21 protein-coding genes are annotated in these 24630 nt (G+C 69.2%); 16 read left to right on the top strand and 5 right to left on the bottom strand.

The genetic code is table 11. The annotated features are described in order from the left end of the window. Positions 1-120 precede the first annotated feature (120 nt). From AB0B91_RS17735 to AB0B91_RS17750, 4 genes are read left to right on the top strand one after another with little or no spacing between them, the layout of a single operon-like run. On the top strand, positions 121-645 hold the full coding sequence (locus AB0B91_RS17735; protein WP_358320140.1) for a hypothetical protein: 525 nt from the start codon (positions 121-123) through the stop codon (positions 643-645). Then, positions 645-1772 carry a peptidoglycan-binding protein gene (locus tag AB0B91_RS17740; RefSeq protein WP_358320143.1) on the top strand — a complete coding sequence of 376 codons (1128 nt, stop codon included), beginning with the start codon at positions 645-647 and terminating at the stop codon, positions 1770-1772. Before AB0B91_RS17735 ends, AB0B91_RS17740 begins: the two co-directional genes overlap by 1 nt. Beyond that, complete coding sequence (locus AB0B91_RS17745) at positions 1769-2449, top strand: ABC transporter ATP-binding protein (protein ID WP_358320146.1); 681 nt, start codon at positions 1769-1771, stop codon at positions 2447-2449. Before AB0B91_RS17740 ends, AB0B91_RS17745 begins: the two co-directional genes overlap by 4 nt. After that, complete coding sequence (locus AB0B91_RS17750) at positions 2449-3675, top strand: ABC transporter permease (protein WP_358320149.1); 1227 nt, start codon at positions 2449-2451, stop codon at positions 3673-3675. The genes AB0B91_RS17745 and AB0B91_RS17750 overlap by 1 nt, the downstream gene beginning before the upstream one ends. A gap of 76 nt (positions 3676-3751) precedes the next feature. Here the strand turns inward: AB0B91_RS17750 and AB0B91_RS17755 are convergent, their stop codons facing one another. Further along, complete coding sequence (locus tag AB0B91_RS17755; protein WP_358320151.1) at positions 3752-4405, bottom strand: TetR family transcriptional regulator; 654 nt, start codon at positions 4403-4405, stop codon at positions 3752-3754. Positions 4406-4485: 80 nt separating this feature from the next. Here AB0B91_RS17755 and AB0B91_RS17760 point away from each other — a divergent pair, with 80 nt between their 5' ends. The 11 genes from AB0B91_RS17760 (at position 4486) to AB0B91_RS17810 (ending at position 16014) form a co-directional block, all read left to right on the top strand. Beyond that, positions 4486-4998, top strand: coding sequence for a 2Fe-2S iron-sulfur cluster-binding protein (locus AB0B91_RS17760; protein ID WP_358320154.1), 513 nt, complete (start codon positions 4486-4488; stop codon positions 4996-4998). Then, positions 4995-5981 (top strand): xanthine dehydrogenase family protein subunit M, encoded by a 987-nt coding sequence (locus AB0B91_RS17765; protein WP_358320157.1) that lies wholly within the window; start codon positions 4995-4997, stop codon positions 5979-5981. Before AB0B91_RS17760 ends, AB0B91_RS17765 begins: the two co-directional genes overlap by 4 nt. Beyond that, positions 5978-8272, top strand: a complete 2295-nt coding sequence (locus AB0B91_RS17770) for a xanthine dehydrogenase family protein molybdopterin-binding subunit (protein ID WP_358320159.1) — start codon at positions 5978-5980, stop codon at positions 8270-8272. The genes AB0B91_RS17765 and AB0B91_RS17770 overlap by 4 nt, the downstream gene beginning before the upstream one ends. Positions 8273-8690: 418 nt before the next feature. Beyond that, on the top strand, positions 8691-9047 hold the full coding sequence (locus AB0B91_RS17775) for a hypothetical protein (protein WP_358320162.1): 357 nt from the start codon (positions 8691-8693) through the stop codon (positions 9045-9047). Between the two features lie 374 nt (positions 9048-9421). Continuing rightward, complete coding sequence (locus AB0B91_RS17780; protein ID WP_358320165.1) at positions 9422-9757, top strand: hypothetical protein; 336 nt, start codon at positions 9422-9424, stop codon at positions 9755-9757. Between the two features lie 112 nt (positions 9758-9869). Continuing rightward, positions 9870-10181, top strand: a complete 312-nt coding sequence (locus AB0B91_RS17785; RefSeq protein ID WP_358320168.1) for a hypothetical protein — start codon at positions 9870-9872, stop codon at positions 10179-10181. Positions 10182-10190: 9 nt separating this feature from the next. Beyond that, positions 10191-11312 carry a phosphotransferase gene (locus tag AB0B91_RS17790; RefSeq protein ID WP_358320171.1) on the top strand — a complete coding sequence of 374 codons (1122 nt, stop codon included), beginning with the start codon at positions 10191-10193 and terminating at the stop codon, positions 11310-11312. Beyond that, positions 11302-13593, top strand: a complete 2292-nt coding sequence (locus AB0B91_RS17795) for a lanthionine synthetase LanC family protein (protein WP_358320174.1) — start codon at positions 11302-11304, stop codon at positions 13591-13593. Before AB0B91_RS17790 ends, AB0B91_RS17795 begins: the two co-directional genes overlap by 11 nt. Continuing rightward, positions 13583-13906 carry a hypothetical protein gene (locus AB0B91_RS17800; RefSeq protein WP_358320177.1) on the top strand — a complete coding sequence of 108 codons (324 nt, stop codon included), beginning with the start codon at positions 13583-13585 and terminating at the stop codon, positions 13904-13906. Before AB0B91_RS17795 ends, AB0B91_RS17800 begins: the two co-directional genes overlap by 11 nt. Before the next feature lie 126 nt (positions 13907-14032). After that, positions 14033-14611 carry an ABC transporter ATP-binding protein gene (locus AB0B91_RS17805; RefSeq protein WP_358320179.1) on the top strand — a complete coding sequence of 193 codons (579 nt, stop codon included), beginning with the start codon at positions 14033-14035 and terminating at the stop codon, positions 14609-14611. Next, positions 14608-16014 (top strand): DUF6297 family protein, encoded by a 1407-nt coding sequence (locus AB0B91_RS17810; protein ID WP_358320182.1) that lies wholly within the window; start codon positions 14608-14610, stop codon positions 16012-16014. The genes AB0B91_RS17805 and AB0B91_RS17810 overlap by 4 nt, the downstream gene beginning before the upstream one ends. An 8-nt stretch (positions 16015-16022) precedes the next feature. Here the strand turns inward: AB0B91_RS17810 and AB0B91_RS17815 are convergent, their stop codons facing one another. After that, positions 16023-17027, bottom strand: coding sequence for a methyltransferase (locus AB0B91_RS17815; RefSeq protein ID WP_358320185.1), 1005 nt, complete (start codon positions 17025-17027; stop codon positions 16023-16025). Positions 17028-17055: 28 nt separating this feature from the next. Between AB0B91_RS17815 and AB0B91_RS17820 the strand changes: the two genes are divergently transcribed. After that, the gene (locus AB0B91_RS17820) at positions 17056-18696 is read left to right on the top strand and encodes an FAD-dependent monooxygenase (RefSeq protein WP_358320188.1); all 1641 of its coding nucleotides are present in this window, start codon (positions 17056-17058) and stop codon (positions 18694-18696) included. An 11-nt stretch (positions 18697-18707) separates the two neighbouring features. Here AB0B91_RS17820 and pepN read toward each other — a convergent pair whose 3' ends face one another. From pepN to AB0B91_RS17835, 3 genes are all read right to left on the bottom strand, one after another. Beyond that, positions 18708-21260 (bottom strand): aminopeptidase N, encoded by a 2553-nt coding sequence (pepN, locus tag AB0B91_RS17825; protein WP_358320191.1) that lies wholly within the window; start codon positions 21258-21260, stop codon positions 18708-18710. Between the two features lie 131 nt (positions 21261-21391). After that, a complete protein-coding gene (locus AB0B91_RS17830) occupies positions 21392-23884 on the bottom strand; it encodes a tetratricopeptide repeat protein (RefSeq protein WP_358320194.1) in 2493 nt (830 codons plus the stop codon). A 44-nt stretch (positions 23885-23928) separates the two neighbouring features. Further along, on the bottom strand, positions 23929-24621 hold the full coding sequence (locus AB0B91_RS17835; RefSeq protein WP_358320197.1) for a phenylalanine--tRNA ligase beta subunit-related protein: 693 nt from the start codon (positions 24619-24621) through the stop codon (positions 23929-23931). Positions 24622-24630 lie beyond the last annotated feature (9 nt).

Raw genomic sequence — 24630 nt, forward strand, 5'->3', positions numbered from 1 at the left:
GCCGGATGCGTTGTTTGTTCGGCGTTAGCACCGGTGGAAACGCCGGGGAAACGCGCCGCCCGATTGCATTCGTCTCGCATGGCCGGCGAAACGGACCGGCCACCGTACGAGGAGAAGAACATGCGACGAGGCATCCTGGCGGCGATCCCGCTGGCACTGGCCCTTGCCCTGACCGGATGCGGCGCGGACGAGGGAGGCGGCGCCAACGTGGCGTCCGTGAGCAGCGGCAAACCGGCCGCCGCCCCCAGCGCCTCGGCCGGCGAGGACCGGGCGGCGAAGGGGCTCAAGTTCGCCCAGTGCATGCGCGAGCACGGCGTCCCCATGGACGACCCCGAGCCCGGCAAGGGGGTCATGCTCAAGATGGACAACAGCATCTCCCCGGAGACGGCGCAGAAGGCCCAGGAGGCCTGCAAGGAATTCGCGCCGAGCGGCGGTGGGCCGGGCGGGAAGGTGGACCCCAAGATGGCCGAGCAGATGCGCAAGTACTCCCAGTGCATGCGGGACAACGGCGTCGAGGCCTTCCCCGACCCTGACGGCGGCATGCTGCGCATGGACAGCGCGGCCGGCGAGGACCCGGACTTCAAGACCGCGCAGGAGAAGTGCAAGGAGTTCATGCCCGGGATGATGGGCCAGGGCGGCTCCTGATGGGCACGGCCACCCTCGACGACAAGGTGGCGGCGGGCGGGGATCGCCCCCGCCGCCGCCGCGGTCGCGGCAGGCGGGTCGCGGGCCTGCTCGTCGCGGTAGCCGTCATCGGTACGGCCGGCGTGGCCGTGAACGGCCTGGGCCTCCTGGGCGGCGACCGTACGACGGACAAGACGGTCAGCGCTCTGCCGCCCGCCACCACCACGGTGACCAGGCAGACGCTGCTCGACACGCTGGACGCCGACGGCGATCTCGGCTACGGCCCGACCACGACGGCGGTGAGCAGGAAACCGGGCACGGTCACCTGGCTGCCGGACAGCGGCGACACGATCACCAGGGGCAAGTCCCTGTACCGGCTCGACACCAAGCCGGTGGTGCTGATGTACGGCAAGACGCCCGCCTACCGCGACCTGCGGATCGGCACCGAAGGCAGGGACGTCGAGCAGCTCGAACGCAACCTCAAGGCCCTCGGCTACGACGGCTTCACCGTGGACGACGAGTACACCGACTCCACGGCCGACGCGGTCAGAGAGTGGCAGGAGGACCGGAACCTCGACGAGACGGGCGTCGTCGAGCTCGGCCGGGTCGTCTTCGCCGCCGGCAAGGTACGCGTGGACAGCCTGGAGGCCGAGGCCGGCCAGCCCACCGCGCCGGGCCAGAAGGTGCTCTCCTACACCGGCACCGACAAGGTGATCACGGTCAAGCTGGAGACGGAGGACCAGCGGGTGGCGAAGAAGGGCGCCAAGGCGTCGATCACGCTGCCCGGCGGCAAGACCGTGTCCGGCAAGGTCACCGAGGTCGCCACCATCATCGAGCCGGGCGAGGGGCAGGGCGCGGATCCCGAGACGCGCGTCGAGGCGCTCATCTCCCTCGGCACGCAGAAGGCCGCCAAGGGCCTCGACAAGGCCGCGGTGGACGTGACCTTCACGGCCTCGAAGCGCAAGAACGTGCTGACCGTCCCGATCGCCGCGCTCGTGGCGCTCCAGGAAGGCGGGTACGGCGTGGAGGTCGTCGAAGGCGGCAAGTCCCGCTATGTCGGCGTGAAGACTGGTCTGTTCTCCGGCGGCCGGGTCGAGATCTCCGGCGACGGCCTCGCCGAGGGCATGAGCGTCGGGATGCCCCGATGATCTCCCTCACGGACGTCACCCGCTCCTATCCCGGCGGGGTCACCGCGCTCGACAAGGTGTCCCTGGAAATCGAGCGCGGCGAGCTCGTCGCCATCGTCGGTCCGTCGGGCTCGGGCAAGTCGACGATGCTCAACGTCGTCGGCACGCTCGACCGCCCGACCTCGGGAACCGTCCGCATCGACGGGTACGACGTGGCGAAACTGTCGGACGGCCAGCTCTCCGCGCTGCGGGCGACCCGCATCGGCTTCGTCTTCCAGCACTTCCACCTCGCCGCCAAGGTCCCGGCGGTCGACAACGTGGCCGACGGCCTCGTCTATACCGGTATCGGGCGGGCCGAACGGCGGCGGCGGGCCGCGGCCGCGCTGGAGCGGGTCGGGCTCGGCCACCGCCTCGACCACGAGCCGCACGAACTGTCCGGCGGCGAACGGCAGCGCGTGGCCATCGCCAGGGCCGTGGCGGGAGATCCCCCGCTGCTCCTGGCCGACGAGCCGACCGGCGCGCTGGACTCCGTCTCCGGGACCGGCGTGATGGACCTGCTGCACGATCTGAACGCGGCCGGCACCACCATCGTGATCATCACGCACGACCGGGAGATCGCCGCGAGCCTGCCCCGGCAGGTACGGATGCGCGACGGCCAGATCGTCTCCGACTCCGCGGCCGAAGAGAAGGTGGCCTGATGGCAGCCGTCATCGAGCACGCGAGACTGCCGAAGCTGACTCCGGCCAGGATGAAGCCGGGCGATGTGCTGCGGGTCGGCGCCGTCGGCCTGCGGACCCGCCCGCTGCGGGCGTTCCTGTCCGCGCTCGGCATCGCCATCGGCATCGCGGCGATGATCGGCGTGGTCGGCATCTCGTCCTCATCGGGCGCCGAGCTCGACCGTACGCTCTCGGCTCTCGGCACCAACCTGCTCACCGTCTCCTCCGGGCATACGCTGATGGGCGAGCAGGCCAAGATGCCGGTCGAGGCCGAGGCGATGATCGAGCGGATCGGGCCGGTCCAGGCCGTCTCGGCGGCCGGGAAGGTCGGCGACGCCAAGGCCTACCGGTCGGAGGAGGTGCCCAAGGCGCAGACCAACGGCCTCAACACCTACGCCGCCCGGCTCGACCTGCCCGCCACGGTGGGCGCGACGCTGCGCAGCGGCACCTGGCTCAACACGGCCACCGAGCGCTACCCGGCCGCGGTGCTCGGGTCGAGCGCGGCCCAGCGGCTCGGGGTGGGCGCGGCGGGGCCGGACACGCAGGTGGTCGTGGGCGGCAAACGGTTCACGGTCGTCGGCGTACTCGACCCGGTGCCGCTCGCCGAGGAGCTGGACACCGCGGTGCTGGTCGGCTGGCCCGTCGCGGAGGCCGAGCTGGACTTCGACGGGTACCCGACGACCCTCTACACCCGCACGGAGGAGGCCAGCCTGGAGTCGGTCCGCTCGGTGCTGGCGGGCACGGCCAATCCGGAGGCGCCCAACGAGATCGACGTCTCCCGCCCGTCCGACGCGCTGGCCGCCAAGCAGGCGACCAGCCAGGCGTTCACCGGGCTGCTGCTGGGCGTCGGCGCGGTCGCGCTGCTCGTGGGCGGCGTCGGGGTGGCCAACACCATGGTCATCTCGGTGCTGGAACGGCGCTCGGAGATCGGCCTGCGCCGCTCGCTCGGCGCGACCCGGGGGCAGATCCGCACGCAGTTCCTCGCCGAGTCGCTGCTGCTCTCGGCGCTCGGCGGGGCGGGCGGGGTGCTCATCGGGACCGGGGTCACGATGGGGTACGCGCTGTACCAGGGCTGGCCCGCGGTGATCCCGGGGTGGGCGACAGCGGGCGGGCTCGCCGCCACCCTGGCCATCGGCGCCGTCGCCGGCCTCTACCCGGCGGTCCGCGCCTCCCGCCTCTCCCCGACCGAGGCCCTCGCCACCCCCTGACCACCCACCCACCCGCCCGACCGCCACCGCCCGGCGGTCGGGCGCGAACAGTCGGGCGCGGACCTGGGTCGCGTGGTCAGCGCTGGGTGGGCAGTCCGACGGCGAGGGCGGCGAGCATGCGCTTCATGGTGGGCTGGAACGGCAGGCAGCGGGCCGCGATGTCCGGGTCCTGGGCGTAGAGCTCCCGCAGGGCGGGCGGCGGGTTCGCCATCGGGTAGAGCACGCCCGCAAGCGCGGCCGCCGCCCCGGTCAGCTCGATCCCCTCGCCGGTGGTCAGGCCGGGGTAGGCCAGGGCGACGCGCGCTCCGAGGTCGTCGACCGTACCGATCATGGCGCGCTTGAAGGCGCGGGCCGCCGAGACCGAGATGTTGTGCTCCAGCGTGATCGAGACGTGGCCCAGCAGGTCGCAGAAGAGCGTCCGCTCGGTCAACGTGTCGACCAGCGCGGCGATCACGTCGTCGGGCGAGGCGGCCGTGGCGAGCCGGGCGACGACCTCGTCCGACCAGGCGAGCCACTCCTCGACGGCGAGTTCGAGGTAGATCTCCTCCCGGGTCCCGAAATATCGCACCACGTTGGATTTCGCCAGCCCGACCGCCGTCGCGACCCCGCCCAGGCTGACGTTACGGACCCCGACCTCGATGGCAAGCTGCCGCGCGGCGGCGAGGATGGCCTCGCGCCGCTGCTGCTTGTGCTCCGGACGCCTGGCCCGGACGAATACCGATCGTGTCATCTCCGAGCCAAGCATACGAGCAAGATAACGAAACATCGTTCTCTTGTTAAGATTACGCCGTCCTGTTAACGTCACCCCATATGACGCGAACCCACCCGGAGGGACATGTGGTCACGCTGCGTATGCGGGTGAACGGCATAACTCGCTCGCTCGATATCGAACCATGGGTCAGCCTGCTCGACGCGCTACGCGAGCGACTCGACCTGACCGGCACGAAGAAGGGCTGTGACCAGGGCGCCTGCGGTGCCTGCACGGTGCTGGCCGATGGCGAGCGGATCAACTCCTGCCTGGCTCTCGCGGTGCAGTACGAGGACCGCGACATCACCACCATCGAGGGGGTCTCGCACCCGCTCCAGCAGGCGTTCATCGAGCACGACGGCTTCCAGTGCGGTTACTGCACCTCCGGCCAGATCTGCTCGGCGATCGGCATGCTGGCCGAGCACGGGGCGGGGATGCCCAGCGCGGTCACCGACACCGAGCGTGGAGCCACCGGGCTGTCGGAGGCCGAGATCAGGGAGCGCATGAGCGGCAACCTGTGCCGCTGCGGCGCGTACAACGGAATCGTCGAGGCCATCAAGGAGGTGGCGCGATGAAGCCGTTCGCGTACGTCAGCGCCCCCGACGTGGCGACGGCCGTCCGCGTGATCGCGGCGGAGCCCAACGCGAAATTCCTCGGCGGCGGGACGAACCTCGTCGACCTGATGCGCGAGGACATCGAGCAGCCCGACACGGTGGTCGACATCACCCGGCTGCCCTTGACCGAGATCGAGGAGCTGCCCGGCGGCGGCGTGCGCGTCGGAGCGCTGGTGCGCAACAGCCACCTGGCCGCCAACCGGCTGATCAGGACCCGCTATCCGCTGCTGTCGCAGGCGCTGCTCGCGGGCGCCTCGGCGCAGCTGCGCAACATGGCCACCGTGGGCGGCAACCTGCTGCAGCGCACCCGGTGCCCCTACTTCTACGACGGCGCCGCGGCCTGCAACAAGCGCGAGCCCGGCAGCGGCTGCGACGCGATCGGCGGCTTCAACCGCAACCACGCCGTTCTCGGCGTGAGCGACGACTGCATCGCCACACATCCCTCGGACATGTGCGTCGCGCTCGCCGCGCTGGACGCCATCGTCGAGGTGGAGAGCGTGCGCGGCCTGCGGCGCGTGCCGCTGGCCGACTTCTACCGGCTGCCCGGCGGCACCCCGCATCTGGAGACGGCGCTGGAGCCGGACGAGCTGATCACCGCGGTCGAGGTGCCGGAGCTGACGGCGCCCTCCTGTTACCGCAAGGTGCGCGACCGGGCCTCGTACGCGTTCGCCCTGGTGTCGGTCGCCGCCGCGCTGGAGGTCACGGACGGGGTGGTGACGGAGGTACGGCTGGCGCTCGGCGGGGTGGCGGCCAAGCCGTGGCGGGCCCGCCAGGCCGAGGCGGTGCTGCTCGGCGCCCCGGCCACCGAGGAGTCGTTCCGCCGGGCGGCGGAGGCGGAGCTGGAGCCGGCGGTCGGCCGGCCGGACAACACCTTCAAGATCGAGCTGGCCCAACGGACGATCGTGGCGACACTGCGGCGGCTCAGCGACAGGGGGACGGCATGACCACCATCGAGACGCAGAGCCCGCCGCGCGAACGGGCCGTGGGCCAGGGGATCGACCGGGTCGACGGCCCGGAGAAGACGACGGGCAAGGCCCGGTTCGCGGCCGAGTTCCCGTACCCGGACCTCGCCCACGCCGCCCTGGTGCACGCGACGGTCGCGCGCGGCCGGATCACCGGCATCGACATCAAGGCGGCCGAGGCGGTGACGGGCGTCCTGTCGGTGATCACCCACCTGAACGCGCCCGTGCTGAAGCCGCCGGCCGCGCAGAGCATGCTCGACCTGAGCACGATGGTCTCCCCGACGTCGGTCAACTACCTCAACACCGACGAGGTGCACTGGGACGGCCAGCCGGTGGCGGTCGTCGTCGCGGAGAGCCTGGAGGCGGCGCGGCGCGGCGCGGCCCTGGTCGAGGTGACCTACCAGGAGTTCCCGGCCGCGGTGGACTTCGCCGCGGAGCAGGCGAACGCCAAGCCGCAGAAGAACAGCATGCTGGGGTCGGGCAGCAGCAAGAAGGGCGACGCGGAGGCGGCGCTGGCGGCGGCACCGGTGTCGGTGGACCTGCGCTTCACCACCCCGCCCCACAACCACAACGCGATCGAGCCGCACGCGACCACGGCCGTCTGGGACGGCGACCGGCTGACCGTCCACGAGGGCAGCCAGGCCATCGCGTGGATGCGCAAGCACCTCGCGCTCAGGTTCGGCATCCCCGAGCGGAACGTCCGCATGACCTCCCCGTACGTCGGCGGCGGCTTCGGCGGCAAGGGCCTGATCTGGCCGGGCACGATCCTGACCGCGCTGGCCGCCCGGGCGACCGGCAGGCCGGTGCGGATGATGCTGACCAGGGAGGGCGTCTACCGTACGGTCGGCGGGCGCACGCCCTCGGCCCAGCGCGTCGCACTCGGTGCCGGCCGGGACGGCAGGCTGACCGCGCTGATCCACACCAGCGTCACCAGGACCGGGAAGGCGGGCGGCGGCCCCGAGGGGGTCACCCGCGCCTCGGGACACCTCTACGACGCCGAGAACATCCTCCTCCAGCAGCACCTCGTCGAGATGGACCTGATCCCCAACACGTTCATGCGCGCGCCCGGCGAGTCCATCGGCACGTTCGCGCTGGAGGCGGCGGTCGACGAGCTGGCCAGTGAGCTCGGCGTCGACCCGATCGAGCTGCGGATGCGCAACGAGCCCGCGCGCAGCCCGCTCGACGGCAAGCGCTTCGCGCACCGGATGCTGCGCGAGGCGTACGCGCTGGGCGCCGAGCGGTTCGGCTGGGCCGAGCGCACGCCGGAGCCCGGCTCGATGCGCGACGGCAGGTGGCTCGTCGGCATGGGGGTGGCCACGGCCTACCACCCGTCGGTGCAGTTCACGGCCAACGTCACCGCGCGGCTCTCGGCCGACGGCACGGTCGTGGTGCGCTGCGGCTTCCAGGAGATGGGCATGGGCGGCGCGACCGCGCAGGCGCAGATCGCCGCCGACGAGTTGGGCGTGCCCTTTGAGGCGGTCCAGGTGGAGTACGGCGACACGGACCTGCCGACCGGCCCGATGGCGGGCGGTTCCGCGCAGACCGCGAGCATCGCGGCCGGCCTGCTGGTGGCCTGCGAGAAGCTGAAGAGTGAGGTGCTGGGCCTGGCCAGGCGCTCCGGCGACTCACCGTTGCGCGGGCAGCGGCTCGCCGGGGTCGAGGCCAGGGACGGCGGGCTCTACCGGCTCGACCGGCCGGACGCCGGCGAGAGCTACGAGACCATCCTGTCCAGGGCGGGCCGGCCGTACGTCGAGGGCGTGGCCGGGGCTGAATCGGGCCTGGGGGCGGTGGCCGGGCAGGTCAGGTTCATGGCGAAGTTCCTCAGCGACCAGCGGCGCTGGGTCAAGGCCGCGAGCGGCGCCCAGTTCTGCGAGGTGCGCGTCGACCAGGACACGGGCGAGGTGCGGGTGTCGCGCTGGCTCGGCGTGTTCGACGTGGGCCGGGTGATCAACGCGAAGACGGCGGCCAGCCAGCTCCGGGGCGGCATCGTCATGGGGATCGGCATGGCGCTGTCGGAGGAGACGCTGGTCGACCCGCGCAACGGCCGGGTGATGAACCCGGGGCTGGGCGACTACCACGTCCCCGTGCACGCCGACATCCCGCCGATCGACATCCACTACCTGGACGATCCCGACCCGACCATGCCCCTGGGCCTGCTCGGCATCGGCGAGGTGAGCATCACGGGCGTCGCGGGGGCCATCGCGAGCGCCGTGCACCACGCCACCGGCAAGCGCGTCCGCGACCTGCCGATCACCCTCGACAAGCTGCTTTGACCGCCATCCCCGCTAGCCCCGTGGTCCGCATATGAGTGTTCTTCAGCGGAGGTCTCGTGGATCGATGTCCAGGAGATGGTTGGAGGTCGGTGGGTCGGGGGGTGACTGGCCGGTGCCCGGGATCAGCCGGATGCCGGCCAGTGCGTCCAGGATGAGCTTGCCGGTGGGGATGGCGGGCCGGCCGTGCTGCGCGCGGTACTGGCATTCGACCGCGCCATAGGGGCCGAACCAGTGCCACGTAGCCGCCTGCGCCGGGCCGGACAGGGCGGTCTCGCGCCATTAACCACACAGTTCAAATTCGAGGTTCTTCGGTTTCATTCGGTTTCATTCGGCGGATGGCAATCGAACGAGACCGGTGTTGTCATTCGGCATGTGAGCAGCGAACCGGAAGCGTTGCCTTTCCGAACTGCTCGACGGCATGCGACGACCGCCCGTCGACTTCATCGAGGCATTCGCGGTGCCCTTCTCGGCGCATGTGATGGGCGAGTCGGAAGCCGGGCGGGAAGCGATCATTCCGCTGTTCCAGGCGTACGCCGCCAACGGTTCCGCGGCCACGTCAGCCGGGCTCGTGCTGGCGACGCGCTTCAGGTCCTTCCTCCAGGGCCTGTTCGAGCGGGGACGACGCGGGCAGGTGGCCGAGGGCTTCATCAGCCATCTGGTCCAGGCCGGCGACGGCGCCGTGCGGTCCCCGGAGAGGAGTGTCATCCTCCTGAACGTGGACCCGAGCAAACGGAGTTGCTCGCCGACTGGCTGTCATTGGACGGTTACGCGTTAGGTCCGAAATCGGGGTGGCGGAATTTACCAGATTCCGCCATAAGGTGCAATCGTGGATTCCACCGACTTCCACTGAAGCACTGAAGGGCCCATAAGTAAATACACGGAGAGATGTGCGCTGACGTTGCAGAAAGCCGCCGCTCGTCTTTGGATCCATGCATGTTCTGGTATCTGAAGAGACCTTCCGCATACCCTCAACCCGTCAGGGAACTCAGGGATTTCTTACCAGCGGTAATGCGACTGTTGCCGACCGTGGCCCTGGTGTCCCAAGGTGGCCATGAGCGAAAATCGGCTCAAGATCGAATGGTTTTTGATAGGCAGTATCGATTGACTTTTGACAGGCAGCAATGATTGGTTAGGCAGCGGAGGTGAGTAATGTCGATTTCCGTTACGAACGAGCCGTCCCCCGTCGTCGACCAGTCGTCCGAACCACCGACCGTGAGGGAACTCGCCGATGCCCTGCAGGGCATCGACGGCTTCTCCGAATTCACTGCCGCCGCCGAAGGATTCATCAAGGGTGAGTTCTGCCTTGAGCAGGCGATGGAAGTGATGACCCCGTTCCTTCAAGGCGACATCTGCCAGAGCGCAGAAGAGCGGGAGCGGATTATCCAGCTGGGCCAGACCATTGAGGCCAAGTGCAGCTGGGTGTCCGTGGTCACCACCGTGACCGCCTGTACGCCCGCTTTCAGCTGCTCATGGGCCTGCTGCTAGGGGCATGAACAGCACCCCGCCGTATGACCATGACGACGGGCCGGGATCCGCTCCGGAATTTATCAGGGCGGATCCCTCGGTTTCGCAATCATCACCTGGGGAATGTCGGCTGATGTCTTCTGAACAGAAAATCCATCAAGCCCCGGATCTACTCGAGCAGATCAAACAGGAACTCGAGTCCATTGACGGAATGGCCGACTTTGTATCGGCTGCGCGAGGATTCATCCGTGGGGACCTGGAGTTGGACGAGGCCGCCGCGGTGATGATGCGTTTCCTGCACGGTGACGGATATGGCGGCGCGGACGAGCGCAAGCGAATTGTCGAACTGGCACAGGCGGTGGAGGCCCAGTGCGGATTCGTTGCTATCACGGTCAGCGTTTCAGCATGTACAGCCGGTTTCAGCTGTTCTTTAGCCTGTTGCTGAGGGGTCGTTTTGACAGTATTAGTCCATCCTGAACACGACGTCCCCCGCAAGACCGCTTTCACGGCTGGGCTACCTGTGCTCGACGAGGTGGCCGCGATCCGCATCCTCATCTCGTGCGGGGCGCTGCGCCCTGAGCAGGCGGCGGACCCGCGTCTCACGATCACCGATGAGTCCCGCCGCTGCCGGTGCCTGATCGTCCGGCTGGGTAGCGCCGGATGGGTGGTGAAGCAGGGCACGACGGCCGAGTCGCGCGAGTCGATGCGCCAGGAGGCGGCGGTCTACCGCGCTCTACAGCCGACCGCCTTCACTCCGCACCTGCCGGGGTTCCTCGCCTATGAAGAGGAGACCGGTCTGCTCGTCACCGAGTTCGTCGAAAGCAAGTCCCCGCGAGAGGTGAACGGGGACGAGCCAGAACGCCGGACGGCCCTCGCGCTGGGCATCGGCACCGTCCTGGCCCGTCTGCACCGGTTGGAGGGCGACCTCGGCCTGGACGACAAGCCGCCGCCCCCGATCCTGCGCTGCGGCTATCCGACGCTGGACTCCGTGGAGTTCCACAGCCCGGCGTCGCTGGAGGTCATCCGCACTGTCCAGGCGAACGACACCCTGATGTCGTTGCTCGCTACGGTGACGGAACGCTGGACCCCCGAGGTGGTCACCCACAACGACCTGCGCGGAGACAACATCCTTCTCCGTGATGACGACGAGCCCGTGTTGATCGACTGGGAGATGGGCGGCTGGGGCGACCGGCGCTGGGATATCGCGGGTCTGCTCTCCGAACGCCTGGTGTGGTGGCTGACCGACCCCGACCTCTGGGTGCCGTGGAATGAGCAGGTCGTCCCCAACGAGGCCGCGGTCGCGGGCATGCGGGAGATCAGGGACTTCGCCCACGTCTTCCTCGGCGGCTATCTCGTGGCGCTCACCGGTTCCCTCGATCTGCACAAGGCCGGGTTGTCGGACCTGATGACCTGGTGCGCCGCGAGGCTGGTGCACTTCGCTATCGAGAACACCCACCAGCGCAACACGCCGCAGGTGACCGCACGGCAACTGATGCAGATGGCGGCGAACTTCCACCAGAACCCCGAGGTCGCCGCCCGGACCTTCTTCGGATTGGCGTTGAGCGATGTCGGCTGAGTACCGAAATGCGGCCGGGGCCGCACTCGCAGCCGGAACCGTCTCCAGCGGTTATGAGCTGGCCTGGTTCGGCGACGTGGTGGACACGATCCGCCCGTTGCCAGAAGCGGAGATGATGCGGGAGGCGGCCGGCGCGTTCCTCAGCCGGCTCCTCTACCGGGGCTTCTACCTGTTCGGGTGGCCGCGCAAGGATTTAGCGGCGTTCCGCGAGTCCATGCTGGAGGGCCTCCCGTCGAGCCGGTCCGCCAGGTTCATCAACGCGGCGGTCTACGCGGCGGGTGACGTCCCGCCCCGGGTGGTCACGCGGCCCGTGGGCGAGTTCCGCGGCGAGCCGGCGATCGACCTTGACGGCGTGCTGGTGCGGATGGATCTGGACGGCTCTCCGCCTGACACGATCGAAGTGCGCCGACCGTACATCTCCATCACCAAGTCGCCTGGCTTCGTGCTGTTTCGCGGCCCCGCAGGCCCGCCGTCCGCCGACGGGCAGCGGCTCGTCCGCCTCTATTGGAACGTGACCGCAGGCGGAGCGATCGGACTCGTCTCCTTGCTCTCGCGGGAACTGGGTGAGCTTGGGCTCTGCTACGAGTTCAAGGTCATACATGCCGACGCGCAATACCTCGATCGCGCGGACACGGCCGTCCTCTATATGGGCCATCTGGACCTGGTGCGGGCCTGGTCGAAGTTGCGGGAGATCCATGCCCGGTTGCTGCCGAACATGCGGCCCTACGTCCCCGCGCTGACCCGCAAGGTCGGCCTCGGCCTGGCGCTGGCCGAGGACCCCGGCGGCGGCAACAGCTACGGCATGTTCGTCTGCGAGGCGATCGCGGGCGGTGCGATCCGAGCGCTCGTCGAGGGCCGCACCGAACCTGCTGAGCGGCTGGAGTACGTCGCGAACTGGTTCGCCGACGCAGGCAGGTCGCTGGACACGCCCTACGCGAGCGAGGCGGTGCTGGAGACGGTCGTCGGCGAGCTGACGGCCGTCCCGGCGCAAAGGTCGGTCGCGCCCGCTGCTCCGTCCGACTACGACCTTCTCGGTCAGGTGGATCGCATCGCCGCCCGGATCGCCCGCGGCGCGCTGGTCCAGGGCGATCGGTGCACCTGGCTGAAGCCCCATCAGGACGAGGGCGGCCGGAGCGTCTGGACGCCCATGGAGGCCGACCTCTACGGCGGTACCGCCGGGATGGCGTTGTTCTTCGCCCATCTCGCAGACAAAACGGGCGACCGGTCTCATGCCGAGCTCGCTCTGGCAGCCTCACGCCAGACGCTGGACATTGCGGCCGGCCTGCCTGGCGAAGGTCTGTACAGCGGTGTCTCAGGCGCTGGCCTGGCGGTGGTGCTGGCAGGGAAGGCCCTCGGCGACTCCGATCTGGCCCAGGACGGCTGCGCGCTGGTCATCCAGTCGGCGCAGCGGCTGCTCGCGGCCAACGGCCCTGTCTCCCCTGATGTGGTGGAGGGCGTGGCCGGTGCGCTGATCGCGGTGCTGGGCGCCGATGCGCTCGGGGGCCAAGATCTGGTCGGCCGCCTGGGCGACCTGCTCGTTCGCCTGGGCACTGAGGACGCGGCGGACGGGCTCTGCTGGCTCGACGCGCTCCGCGGCGACGAGATGGGCTTCATCGGGTTTGCCCACGGAGCCTCCGGCTGCGGGCTCGCGCTGGGCGAGGCGGGCCGCGTGCTGGGAGAACAGCGCTTCCTCGACGCCGCCGAGCGCGCGTTCCGCTACGAGAGGCACTGGTTCGACCAGACCGAGGGCGACTGGCGAGACGTCCGCTCCCTCCAGGAACGCGGCAAGAACGGTGATCCGCGTCTGGAACCGGACGTCTACCGGCACGACTGGTGCTATGGGGCTCCCGGGATCGGGCTCGCCCGCACGGCTCTGCTTCTGCCCGGCGACAAGGCGCCCGCCGAGGTGGTCCAGGACGCCCGGATCGCCTTCGCCAAGACGGCACGCATCGGAGAATCGTTTCCGCAGCTCATCTACGACAGCTGCCTCTGCCACGGAGCGGCCGGTATCGCCGACGCGCTGTCGCTCTTCCCTGCGGAGTTCGCGTCGCCGGACCGCGATCGGATGGCCCGGGAGCTTACCCACCACTCGCTCATGGCCTACCACGACGATCTGACCTGGCCTGCGGGGCATGGACTCATGCTCGGCGCGGCCGGGGTAGCGCACAGCGCGCTGCGCAGGCTCGATCCGGCGATCGTGTCGCCGCTGTTACCGCTCCCGCACCGTCCTGAGGCGTCCGGCCTCGCTTCCGTAGAGGAGACATCACCCCGTGGAGTCTGAGAAGGAAAAGCAGAGGCCCGACCTGCCGGAACTCATGGCCCAGCTCGAGCGTTCAATGGCCGGAATTCTCGGCATCGACCAGTTCATCGGAGCGGGTGCGGCGTTCGTCAAAGGCGAGGAAGTCGACATCGACGCGGCCGTCGACGGGATGATGTCGTTCTTCACCGGCGAGATCGGCGGCAGTTCGGTCGAGCGTCAGCGGCTGCTCCAGCTCGCGCAGACGATGCGCCGCCAGGCCGGTGGCGTCCCCATTTTCATGCTGACGTTCACCACGTGCAGTGAGGTGTTCACGTGTTCCTACGCCTGCTGCTGAGGGCTGTGAAACCGTGACGAGGTGAGCACTGTGAAAGCCGTTCAGAAATCCGGCGAAGATCTCGGTGAGAGTGCAGGGCAGACGGAGGTTCTCAAGGTCACAGGGCTGAGCAAGTCCTACGGTGGGATGCCCATCCTGCGTGGGGTGGGCTTCTCACTGCGTCCCGGCGAGGCGCTGGCCGTCGCCGGGCCGAACGGTTCGGGGAAGTCGACGCTGCTGAAGTGCGTCGCCGGCTGCGAGGACATCGACGAAGGCCAGATCACACTGGACGGGGAAGAGCTCTTCGAGTCAGATCCCGTGGTGCGGGCGGCGATGGCCTGCCTGCTCGATGACGTCGACTACTTCCCCGACCTGTCGGTGGTCGATCATCTTCGACTCTACGCGTGGGCGCACGGAACGGCTGACCCTGAGGCTGAGGTCGAGGCGATCCTGGCAGACCTCGACTTGGCCCGGGCAGCCGATCAGTTGCCTGCCACTCTCTCGAGCGGCCAGCGGCACCGGCTGGGCCTGGCCTCCTGCATGGTGCGACCGCGCCGCGTCCTCGTCCTGGACGAGCCCGAACAGCGGCTGGACGCCCAGGGCCGGGCCTGGCTGGCCGACCGGCTGCGTGCGGAGAAGGCCGCGGGCGTGGGCATTCTGTTCGCCTCCCATGACCGCGAGCTGATCGACGCCGTCGCGGACCGGATCATCGAAGTCGTGCAATGAGGGTCACCGAAACCATGCGGGCGACGCCGAGCGCGGCCGAACTACGCGGATGGGTCCGGGCCAGGAGGACGCGACCGCCTACGGCGTTCACGGCGTCGTTGTTGTTCGAGCGGCTCCTCTACCTCATGGTCCCCGGGACTGTCGCTGTCCGGCTGGTTGGCGCCGGGCTTGGGACGGCGGGCAAGGAGCCGCTCGCCTCGATCGAGATTGTGCGGTCGATGGCGGTCGTCGTCATGGCGTTGTGCCTCGTGTTCCTGGCGAAGGCGCTGCTGGCGTTCGGGCCACTGCATGTCGATGCGCCCGAGCGCACCTGGCTGTTCAGCACACCGGTCGACCGGGGGCGGCTCCTCCTCGGCCGCTTCGCTCTCGCGACGGCGGTCGGCGCCATTGCCAGCACCTTGCTGGGCGTCGCCTTTGCCGCGGCGGCCGGGCTTCCCGTCCCGGCCGTGCCGTGGCTCGTGTCGTGGGCCACCATCGGCTCGTCCGTGACGTGCGTGTGCGTCTGGGCACAGGCCCGGCTGCGGTCGGTCGCCCGGGTGCAGCAGTGGCTCAACGCCGTGGCATGCGCGATCTTCGGTGCCGGGGTGGTCGCGCTGATCGCGCACCCCGGTGATCCGCTGCCGGGCCCTGAGCGGCTCGATTCCGTGGTGTACCAGGCCTGTGCGCTGCTGATGGTCGTCGTCCTGCTCCTGGTCGTGGTCGTCCTCGGTCGGCGCGGCCTCGGCTCGGTCTCGCGGTCGACCCTGTCGTCCGGGGTGGAGCTGGCGAACGCCACCCGGGCGTCGATCATGTCACTCGACGCCACCCTGTTCTGGCCTGTCGTGCTTGAGCGGCGGGCGCGCAGGGTGGCCAGGGTGCGTCCGGCGCCGATCAGGGGAGGCCGGTTCGGTGCGTTGGTGCGGGCCGATCTTGCCCGGGTGCGCCGCGGCCGTACCGGTCTGTTCATCTGGGCGGCGCTGATCGCGGTCCCCTACGCGGCGCATATGAGCGGGGTGTCCGATCTTCTGTCGGCCCTGCAGGTCATCATCGCGTTCCTGGCCGTCGACCGGCTCGCCGGAGGGCTGCGGATCGTCTCACGCTCGCCCGCGATCCGCCGGACGCTCGGCGGATCGGACCGGCTGCTCACCGCCGCCCATCTGGTGGTCCCGGCGGCGGGCGCGGTGATCTGGGTGACGGTGACCGCCGTGATCTCGGGGATCCCTCCGATCGCCGCGGTGATCTCGGCCGTGGGCGCGGTCGCGGTGAGCTACCGGGTGGCGACCAGACCGCCCATGGACTACAGCGGCGGCCTGATCGACTTCGGAGTCTTCGGCCCGACCCCAGTGGGGCTGGTGCGCCAGCTGGCCCGCGGACCCGCGCTTCTGGTCGGGCTCGCGCTGCTGCAGAGCCTGGTGACGGGATGACGCTGGTGCTACCGGACACGCAGCTCGAGGGCGACACGGGTCATCGCCTCATCGACTCTTCCGGTCTCCAGCCCCGCTTCGGCGGCGAGTGCGGTGAGATCGTCGATGGTTCTGTCGGGATCGGCCATGACCGCCTCCAGCCACAGGGCCATACCGGTGTCGACCGCCCGGACGCGTTCGCTCAGGCAGACCTCGGACACGAGAATCCTGCCCTGCGGACCTGCGGCCTGGGCGCAGTTGCGCAGCAACCGCACGGCGTCGGCGTCATCCCAGTCGGCCAGGATGGCCGACAGCAGGTAGACGTCGGCGCCCTCGGGCAGCGGGTCGAAGAAACTGCCGCCCACCGCGGTCGCGCGATCGGCGGTCCCGGCTGCGCTGAAGCGGCGTTGTGCCACGTTCGCGAACACCGGCAGATCCAAGACGGTCACCCGCAGCGCCGGGTATTCAGAGATCAGCACCTCCGCCAGAGCGCCGGTGTGGCCGCCGACGTCCACCGCCGTGCGGGCCTCCTTCCAGCAGGGATGCCTGGTGACCACCTCGATGTCGAAGCCCGGCGGCACCGCGTGCGACCACAACTCGTCCTCGACGTTCCCCACTTCATTGACATGGGCCCATAGATCGGTCCCATACATACCGTGGTAGACCGACTCACCGGTCCTCAAAGTGTGAAGGAGATGAATTGCCGACAATTCTGTCCGGCCCATTAGCCCCTCGACGTCCAGCGATTCGAACGGCCAGAAACGGCCATTTTCGCGACGCAGCGCCGCGCCTAGTTCGGTGAGCTGATAAAGGTCGCCATCTTGGCTCAGGATATTCAGGGTCACCAGGTGCTTTAGCAGCTTTTCGAGCGGCCTCGGCATAGTGGCAGTGAGGCGCGCCAGCTCCTGAAGAGGCAGCTGACCTGTGCCTACGTGGTCGGCAATGCGCAGGGTGACCGCTGCTCGCACCGCCATAGGAGTGACCAGGTCCGCCATGGAAATAATCTTCTGGTGGAGTGCCATATCAGCGCTCATCGGGCCTCCGCGGTTAGCGCACACGTCAATGTCGTATTTTCGTGGCCTGCGGAACCATTGTGCCATTGCGCATTGTGGCAGGCAAGGTGTCGCAAGTATCGTCGGAAACATGAAATCGGTCGCTGCGCGGTTCTCCGAGCATTTTGACGTGATAATCGTAGGGGGTGGGCCAGTCGGCCTCATGGTCGCCTGCGAACTGGCCCTGGCGCGGGTGCGGGTGATGGTCGCCGAACGCAGATACGACACCGATCAGACGATCAAGGCATTCGGGCTTCACATCTCGACCGTGGAAGCCCTGCGCAGGCGTGGGTTGCTTCCGAGAGTGCTCGAGGCGCAGCGACTCCACACACGGAACGTCCTGGCGTCGTTGGCCACCCGACGCCGCCCGCTGCCACCGCCCGATCCGGCGTTCGCGAACGCCGCCGGCCATTTCGCGGGGCTTACCATCCCGAGGGACCAGGTCGAATACGGCGATCCGCGCTTCGGCGGGCCCGATATGCCGCGCGACATGTTGCCCCTCAGCCAGCAGACGCTGGAGCGGATCCTGGCCGAACACGCCGTCGACCTCGGGGTCGATCTCCGCAGGGGGGCGGAGCCGACGGGCTTCACCGAGGACGAGGACGGCGTTGACGTGAGTCTCGCCTCTGGCGAGCGTCTGCGCTGCGATTGGCTCGTGGGTGCCGACGGCGGCCGCAGCATGGTGCGCAGGAGCGCCGGTTTCGACTTCCCGGGAACCGACCCTGAGATCACCGGACGGCAGGCGCTGGCGGAGTTCGAGAACCCGGAGGTCCTGCGCGCGGGCTGGAACCGCACCGGGACAGGCTTCTATGTCTACACCCCGCTGGCCAACCGGATCCTCACGGTCGAGATGGACGGTCCGCCCGACGACCGGCACAGCCCGATCACGCCGTCGGAGCTCCAAGCCAGCCTGCGGAGAGTCTCGGGAACCGACATCACGGTGGCCTCGATCGAGACGGCGACCCGGTTCACCGACAACGCCCGTCAGGCGAGCACCTATGTGAAGGGGCGGGTCATTCTGGCGGGTGACGCCGCGCATGTGCACTCCCCGTTCGGCGGGCAGGGGCTCAACCTCGGGATCGGCGACGCGATGAACCTCGGCTGGAAGCTCGCCGCGACGGTGCGCGGCTGGGCTCCGAGCGGATTGCTCGACACCTACACGCGGGAGCGGCATCCGGTTGGTGCGTGGGTGCTGGACTGGACTCGCGCGCAGATCGCGCTGATGCGGCTGGATCCGAGGACTGAATCCCTGCGGAGGATCATGGGGGATCTGCTCGGCACCCCGGACGGAGCCACCCACATGGTGACGAAGCTGACCGGTACCTCACAGCGGTACGATCTGCCGGGCGACCACCCGCTCGTCGGCCGCAGTGCTCCCGACCTCGACCTGGCAGGCGGGGGGAGGCTCGATGACGTGATGCGGCACGGGCAGGCCGTCCTCGTAGGCCCGGCCACTCTGGCCTCGGCCGCCGAGGGGCGGCGCGGGCGTCTCATCCACGCGGAGTCTTCGGACGGGCCGGCGCTGCTGGTGCGTCCCGACGGTCATGTCGCGTGGGCCTCGGATGGCGACCATGACCTCAAGGCCCTTGAGGAAGGCGTGTCGACCTGGCTCGGTGATCCCGACCAGGTGGAGGCAGGCGCCCACGGCTGATTCCGGTGCGGTCAGGCCGTTTGGTCGAAAGCGCGGGCCTTGAGCATTCTGACCATCCGATCTCTGCCCTCGGCTACCAGTCTGTGCAGGGACGGCGGGTGGGGATGCTCGGCGAGCCAGGTGTCGGCCGCCGCGACCGTCTCGGTGGAGGCCGCCCAGGAGGGGAAGAGAAGCATCGCCAGCTGGCGCCCACCGCCGCTCTCCCATCTTGTCCACGCGTCTGCGATCTCGGCGAAGTACCGGGGGGCGAACGGCTCGAGCAGCCTTCGCTGGGCCGGGTGGGAGAAGCCGGAGGCGAGGGACTCGGCGGCCGCGGTGGGCAGGTCGCCTCGGAAGGCGTTCTGCCAGGCCTCCTCCTTGGCCTGCGGCGAGGGCATCAGAGCCCGGGTCCGCTCGGCATGGAGTCTTCCGAGCGAGGTTGCGTCGCGCTCCAGTTCCGCGCCGATCTCTCGATCTCCTGCCTGGTCATGCGCGACAAGGGCTTGCGTGAGCCGCCAGCGCAGCTCGCCGTCGAGCGCGAGATCGGGCAGCGGCGATGAACCGCCCAGCCAGCCTCGCACCGTGGCGAGTTGGTCCTCGTCGAGCACGGCTACGGCTATCGCGCCTACAAGGACGAGTTGGCGGTCCGAGCCTGGTTCTGCCGCCGTGGCCTGGTCCATCAGCCACGTGATGTGCTCACGCCAACCGGGCCTCGCCCGCGCCGGGTCGCCATACGCGTCGAGCGCGGTGTGCGCACGCTGCAGCAGGAGGCCGACGGTTCCCGGGTCGGCTTCGGCGGGCAGCCCATGCCGGACGAGTTTGACGAAGTCACGTGCCCTGAACTCGGCGTCCCGGGTCATCTCCCAGGCTGTGGACCAGCACATCGTGCGGGCGAGCGGATCGGTGATGTCACCGATCCGCTCGACGAGAGTGGCGAGCGAGCCGGGGTCGAGGCGCGTCTGGCAGTAGGCGACCTCGTCATCGTTGAGCAGCACCAGACCTCCACCTGGTGCTCCCACCATTTCGGGCACCTCGGTGCGCGGGCCTGCGACGTCCGTTTCGACCCGGTGGGTACAGACCAGGCCACCGGTGCCGTCATCCGCATAGATCCCGATCGCCACTGGCAGACAGCGAGGTTCGCCGCCGCCGGGCCGGGCTTCGCTCTGCGTTACGGCGAAGCGGATGAAGCGGCCTTCAACGTCGAGGGCGAACTCGGCCCGCAGCGTCGTGAGCCCGATGCTCTCCAACCATTGTTCGCTCCACCACGACAGATCCCGGCCACAGGCCTCACCCAGAGCACGGAGAAGGTCGGACAACGAGGCGTTACCCCATGCGTGTTCGGTGAGGTAGGAGCGCAGCCCCGCGAAGAACGACTCCCTGCCCACGTAGGCGGCGAGCTGCCGTAACAAACTCGCGCCTTTGGCGTAGCTGATGGCGTCGAAGTTGAGCTCGACGGCCCGCACGTCCGGGACATCGGCAACCACGGGATGGGTGGACGGCATCTGATCCTGCCGGTAGGCCCACGCCTTCTCCATGGAGGCGAAAGACGTCCAGGCGTGCCGGTACTCGGTGGCCTCGGCCTGGGCGAGCACACCCGCGAAAGTCGCGAACGACTCGTTCAGCCACAGGTCGTCCCACCAACGCATGGTCACCAGATCGCCGAACCACATGTGCGCCATCTCGTGGAGCAGCGCACCGCAGCGGCGCTCGTAGCTGTCCTCGGCGACCCGGCTGCGGAACACCAGCTCGTCGAGCAGCGTGACGCATCCGGCGTTCTCCATTCCACCGGCGCTGAACTCGGGGACGAAGCACTGGTCGTACTTGCCGAACGGGTACGGGAGGCCGATCGTGCGATGGAAGAAGGCGAAACCCTGTTTGGTCTCGGTAAACAGGCGCTCGGCGTCCATGTGAGGAGCCAGCGAGGCACGGCAGTAGAGCCCTAGCGGAATCGTGGCGGACTCGTCGTGATGGGTGTCGTGCCACTCCGCCCATGGGCCGGCCATCAATGCCACGAGATAGGTGGAGATCCGTGGGGTAGCGGCGAAAACATGCCTGGTCATGCCTTGCGGCGTCGGCTGCGAGAACTCGACCGGAGTATTGCCGACCACTTTCCAGCCCGCTGGCGCTATGACTGTGAGCTCGTGTTCGGCCTTGAGATCGGGCTGATCGAAACAAGCGAACATCCGCTGGGCGTATGCGGGCTCAAAATGCGTATAGAGGTAGACGGCCTGATCGACCGGGTCTACGAACCGGTTCAGTCCCTCGCCCGCAACCGAATAGCCGCAGCGCGCCCGAACCACCAGCTCGTTGTCCTCGGCCAGATCAGGCAGCACAATACCTTCTTCAGGCCGGTATCCCGACACGTCCAGAGGCTTACCGTTGAGAACGGCCTCCACGACCTCCTCGGCCACCAGATCGATCCAGCTCGCCGCCCCCGCCTCCCGGCACCGAAACCTGATGGCCGCGACCGACCCAAATCCCTCTGCATCCCCCTCATCAAGCTCGAGTTGGACCCTGTAGGACTTGATCTCCAAGAGCTCGGCCCGCCGCCGGGCACCTTCACGTGTGAGATTGGGCAGACCCATCCGACCTCCCGGTCCGACCTCCCAGGCTGAACCAGCGAAACCACGCCGACTAGATCTTGTCTCCGCTCCTCCGGAAGATCAACCCCTACCAGCAGAAGGTAATGTGAGGGTGGGCCAACCGATCACCAGCGTCATCCGCTGTGCTCGGCGACCTCTTCCGCCCGCCGGCGGCAGAGGTCGGCCGCGGGCAGGTTGCCCGAGGCATCGTGAGCCTGAGCCAGCTCCTGGAGCACCTCTGCGGTCAGCATCGTCAGGTAGAGCCGCTCGCTCAGCGCCAGAGCCTGCTCGTGCAGACGTACCGCGCGCTCGGGGTCTCTGCGCTGCGTCCACACCGCGCCGAGTCCGGTCAGGCAGCGCACCTCACTGATCCGGTCGCCGATCTGCCGGCTGGCCTGCAGCGCCTGGTCGAAGTGGGTCATGGCCTGGGCGAGCTCGCTCGCGAGCAGATAGGTCGTGGCCAGCTCCACCTGGGTGGCCACCCGGCTCTGCTCGGCCCCGGTGCGCTCGGCGAGTTCCAGCAGCTCCAACTGGACGGTCCACGCCTGGGCGTGACGGCCGGTCCTGGAGTGGACCCTGGCCTGCCCCCATCGCGCGAGGATCTCCGCGAAGTAGTCGCCATGCGTCCTGGCGAGCGTGTAAGCGCGCACGCAGTGCTTCTCCGCCTCGGCGAGGCTTCCCCGACGGAAGTAGGCGTCAGCGAGAAAGACCTCGGCGACCGCCTCTCCGTGGCGGAAACCGATCCGCTGGTAGAGGGAGACCGCGTGGAGCCGGTGCTCCAACGCCAGTTCCCTCTGGCCCTGGATCCCGTACGCGGAGGCCAGGCCGGTCGTCATGACGGCGACGCCGAGTGCGTCGTGGCCTGTCCTGGCGGCAGCCAGCGCCCGTTGGTGGAGGTCGATCCAGTCCTCGTCCCCGCCTTGCAGGTAGAAGAAGCAGGCCAGGTTGTCGCAGATGCGCCAGGCGTGCTCCGCCCTGCCTGTCGCCGCCGCCAGCCGTACCGCCGCCACCAGGTTGACGCGCTCGGCCGCCAGCCACTCCCACGCGGCGTCGGCAGCCCTGAACGACAGCGACGATGCGGGCAGGTCGAACTGGGCGGGCGGGAGAAAAGGGGGACGGAACGACTCCACCGCCTCGACCGCGGACTGAATCGAGTGCGCGTACCAATCCAGCAGACGGGTGAGCGCGCCCGCCTGGCCAGACGTGCTCTCCAGGGCGGAGACCTGCTCGGCGGCGTACATGCGGAGCAGATCGTGGAGCCGGTAACGGCCCCGGCTCGTCTCCTCGATCAGATGGCCACTGTGCAGAACCTCCAGAATCCTGCGGGTCTCGATGAGCGGCGTATCGGCCAGTGCGGTGGCGGCGTGGACGTCGAAGTCGGCGCCGGGCAGCAGCCCGAGCAGGCGGAAGAGCCGAGCCGCCGCGGCCGGCAGGGCCTTGAGGGACCAGTTCAGGACCGCGCGCAGGCCGGCGCCGGTGTCGCCGCCGGCGTCCAGCAGGTCCAGCCGGGTGTCTTCCCTCCGGAGCTGCGCGATCAGGTCCAGCAGCGTGGTGCCCGGGCTGAAGGACAGGCGTTCGGCCGCGACGCGCAGGGTGAGCGGCAGGCCGGCGCACAGGTGGTTCAACTCGGCGCAGGACGCTTCGCCGACGGTGCCGTCCTCGGCCTGGATCAGCCCGCGTAGCAGATCGGTAGCGGCGCCGTCGGACAGCGGCCCGAGCAGGAGGCGACGGGCCCCCTCGCGGGCGATCAGGCCCGCCATGCTGTCGCGGCTGGTGACCACGACCAGGTGCCCGCCGCTCCGGGGAAGCAGCGGCCGGACGGCGCCGGGCACCTTGGCATTGTCGAACACGAGCACCAGCGCACGCTCAGCGAGCATGCGCTGGTAGAGGCTCGCACGGTGGTCGGGATCGGCGGGCAGCTTCTCAGCGCCGAGCGAGCGCAGGATGTGCTCCATCGCCGCACCTGCCGACATCGGCGCCGCCGGATCGTAGCCGCGCAGATCCACATAAAGCTGGCCACCTGGGAACCGGCCGGCCATCGTCCGGGACCAGACCACCGCCAGCGCGGTCTTGCCTACGCCAGCGGTTCCGGAGACGACCACCAGCGCCGGGTGATCAGCGGCGCCGGCGTAGAGGCGGTCGAGTTCGGCCAACTCCCCGTCACGGCCGGTGAACCCCGCCACCGGCGTCGGTAACTGCTGCGGGGCGTCGTGCTGCGCCGGGGCCGGTCGCCCGGCGCCGGAGACCGGGTCCCCACCCATATTCGCGCCCATGTCACGCGTGGCGCGATCGGCGGCCGCCAGCCGGCGCCACACGCGGCCCCATTCCTCGACCTCCGCCGCGATCGCGGATGCCGCCTTCCCGCGTACGGCGAGGCATGCCTGGACGAAGGTCTCGACGAAGGCCAGGCGTGGAAGGCGGGGCAGCCGCTTGCCGTTCAGGATCTCCGATGTGGTGGCCGGGGCAAGCGCGCTGACCATGGTGCCGCGGGTGGTGCTGATCGACCGTAGCCGTTCCAGCGATGGTTGTCCGGCCCACGTTCGCAGTTCGTTCAGCTTGCGAATGAACTCCTGCGCCGTGGTTGCCGTGGACGGGTCGATCCGCAGGTCAGGCGTGGGTTCAGTCATCAGACTCCCTACTGACAACTCGTCAATGGTGGGCGCGCCCGACGTCACACCCCGAACTCGAACCTCGGCGACGACGGGCTGAGCAGCGCGGACTCCGGTTTCGCGGCCCACAGGGCGCTCAGCTCGTCCGCGATCGTGGTCGTGAGCTCGCGGACGTCCGCCGCCGCCGTGTCGTGCAGCGCCTCGGCGACGACCAGCACGGTGGTGGTCTTGTCCCGTACGGCGGAGCGGCCGCTCTGCCGGTTCGTCCAGCGCCGGGCATGGGCTTGACCGGCGGCGTCGGCGAAGATCACCTCGCCGGGCTCGGGGTGCTCGGTCTCACCCGAGAACGTCAGGTAGCGCTCGTCGCCGGCCGCGTGCCGTACCTCCAGGCTCTCGGAGACCTCCGCGACATCGAACACGGCCACCGGAATCGCGTACGCGAGCGAGACCGCGTTGCAGAGGTCGATCAGAGGATGGATCGAAGGCAGCGACCCTTCCTTCCTGAAGCGCCGCAGCAGCGACTCCGAGGCGCAGCGGTATTGGGTCGGCTTGAGCCCCATCTTCGAGAAGGTCCGCCGCCACGCCTGGATCTCCGGCAGCTCAGACTCCGAGCCGGTCGCGAGCCGGGCCTCGGCGACGGCGTTGTAGCGGCCGACCCCCGGCTCGGCGTCCGGCGTGATGCCCGTGGCGAAGACCACGCCGACCGCGAGCTCCGGGTGGTCGGCCCACATCCGGTCCGAATGCTGGAAGCGCATAAGGACTGA

Source organism: Nonomuraea sp. NPDC049141, assembly GCF_040648415.1.
Taxonomy (GTDB): Bacteria; Actinomycetota; Actinomycetes; order Streptosporangiales; family Streptosporangiaceae; genus Nonomuraea.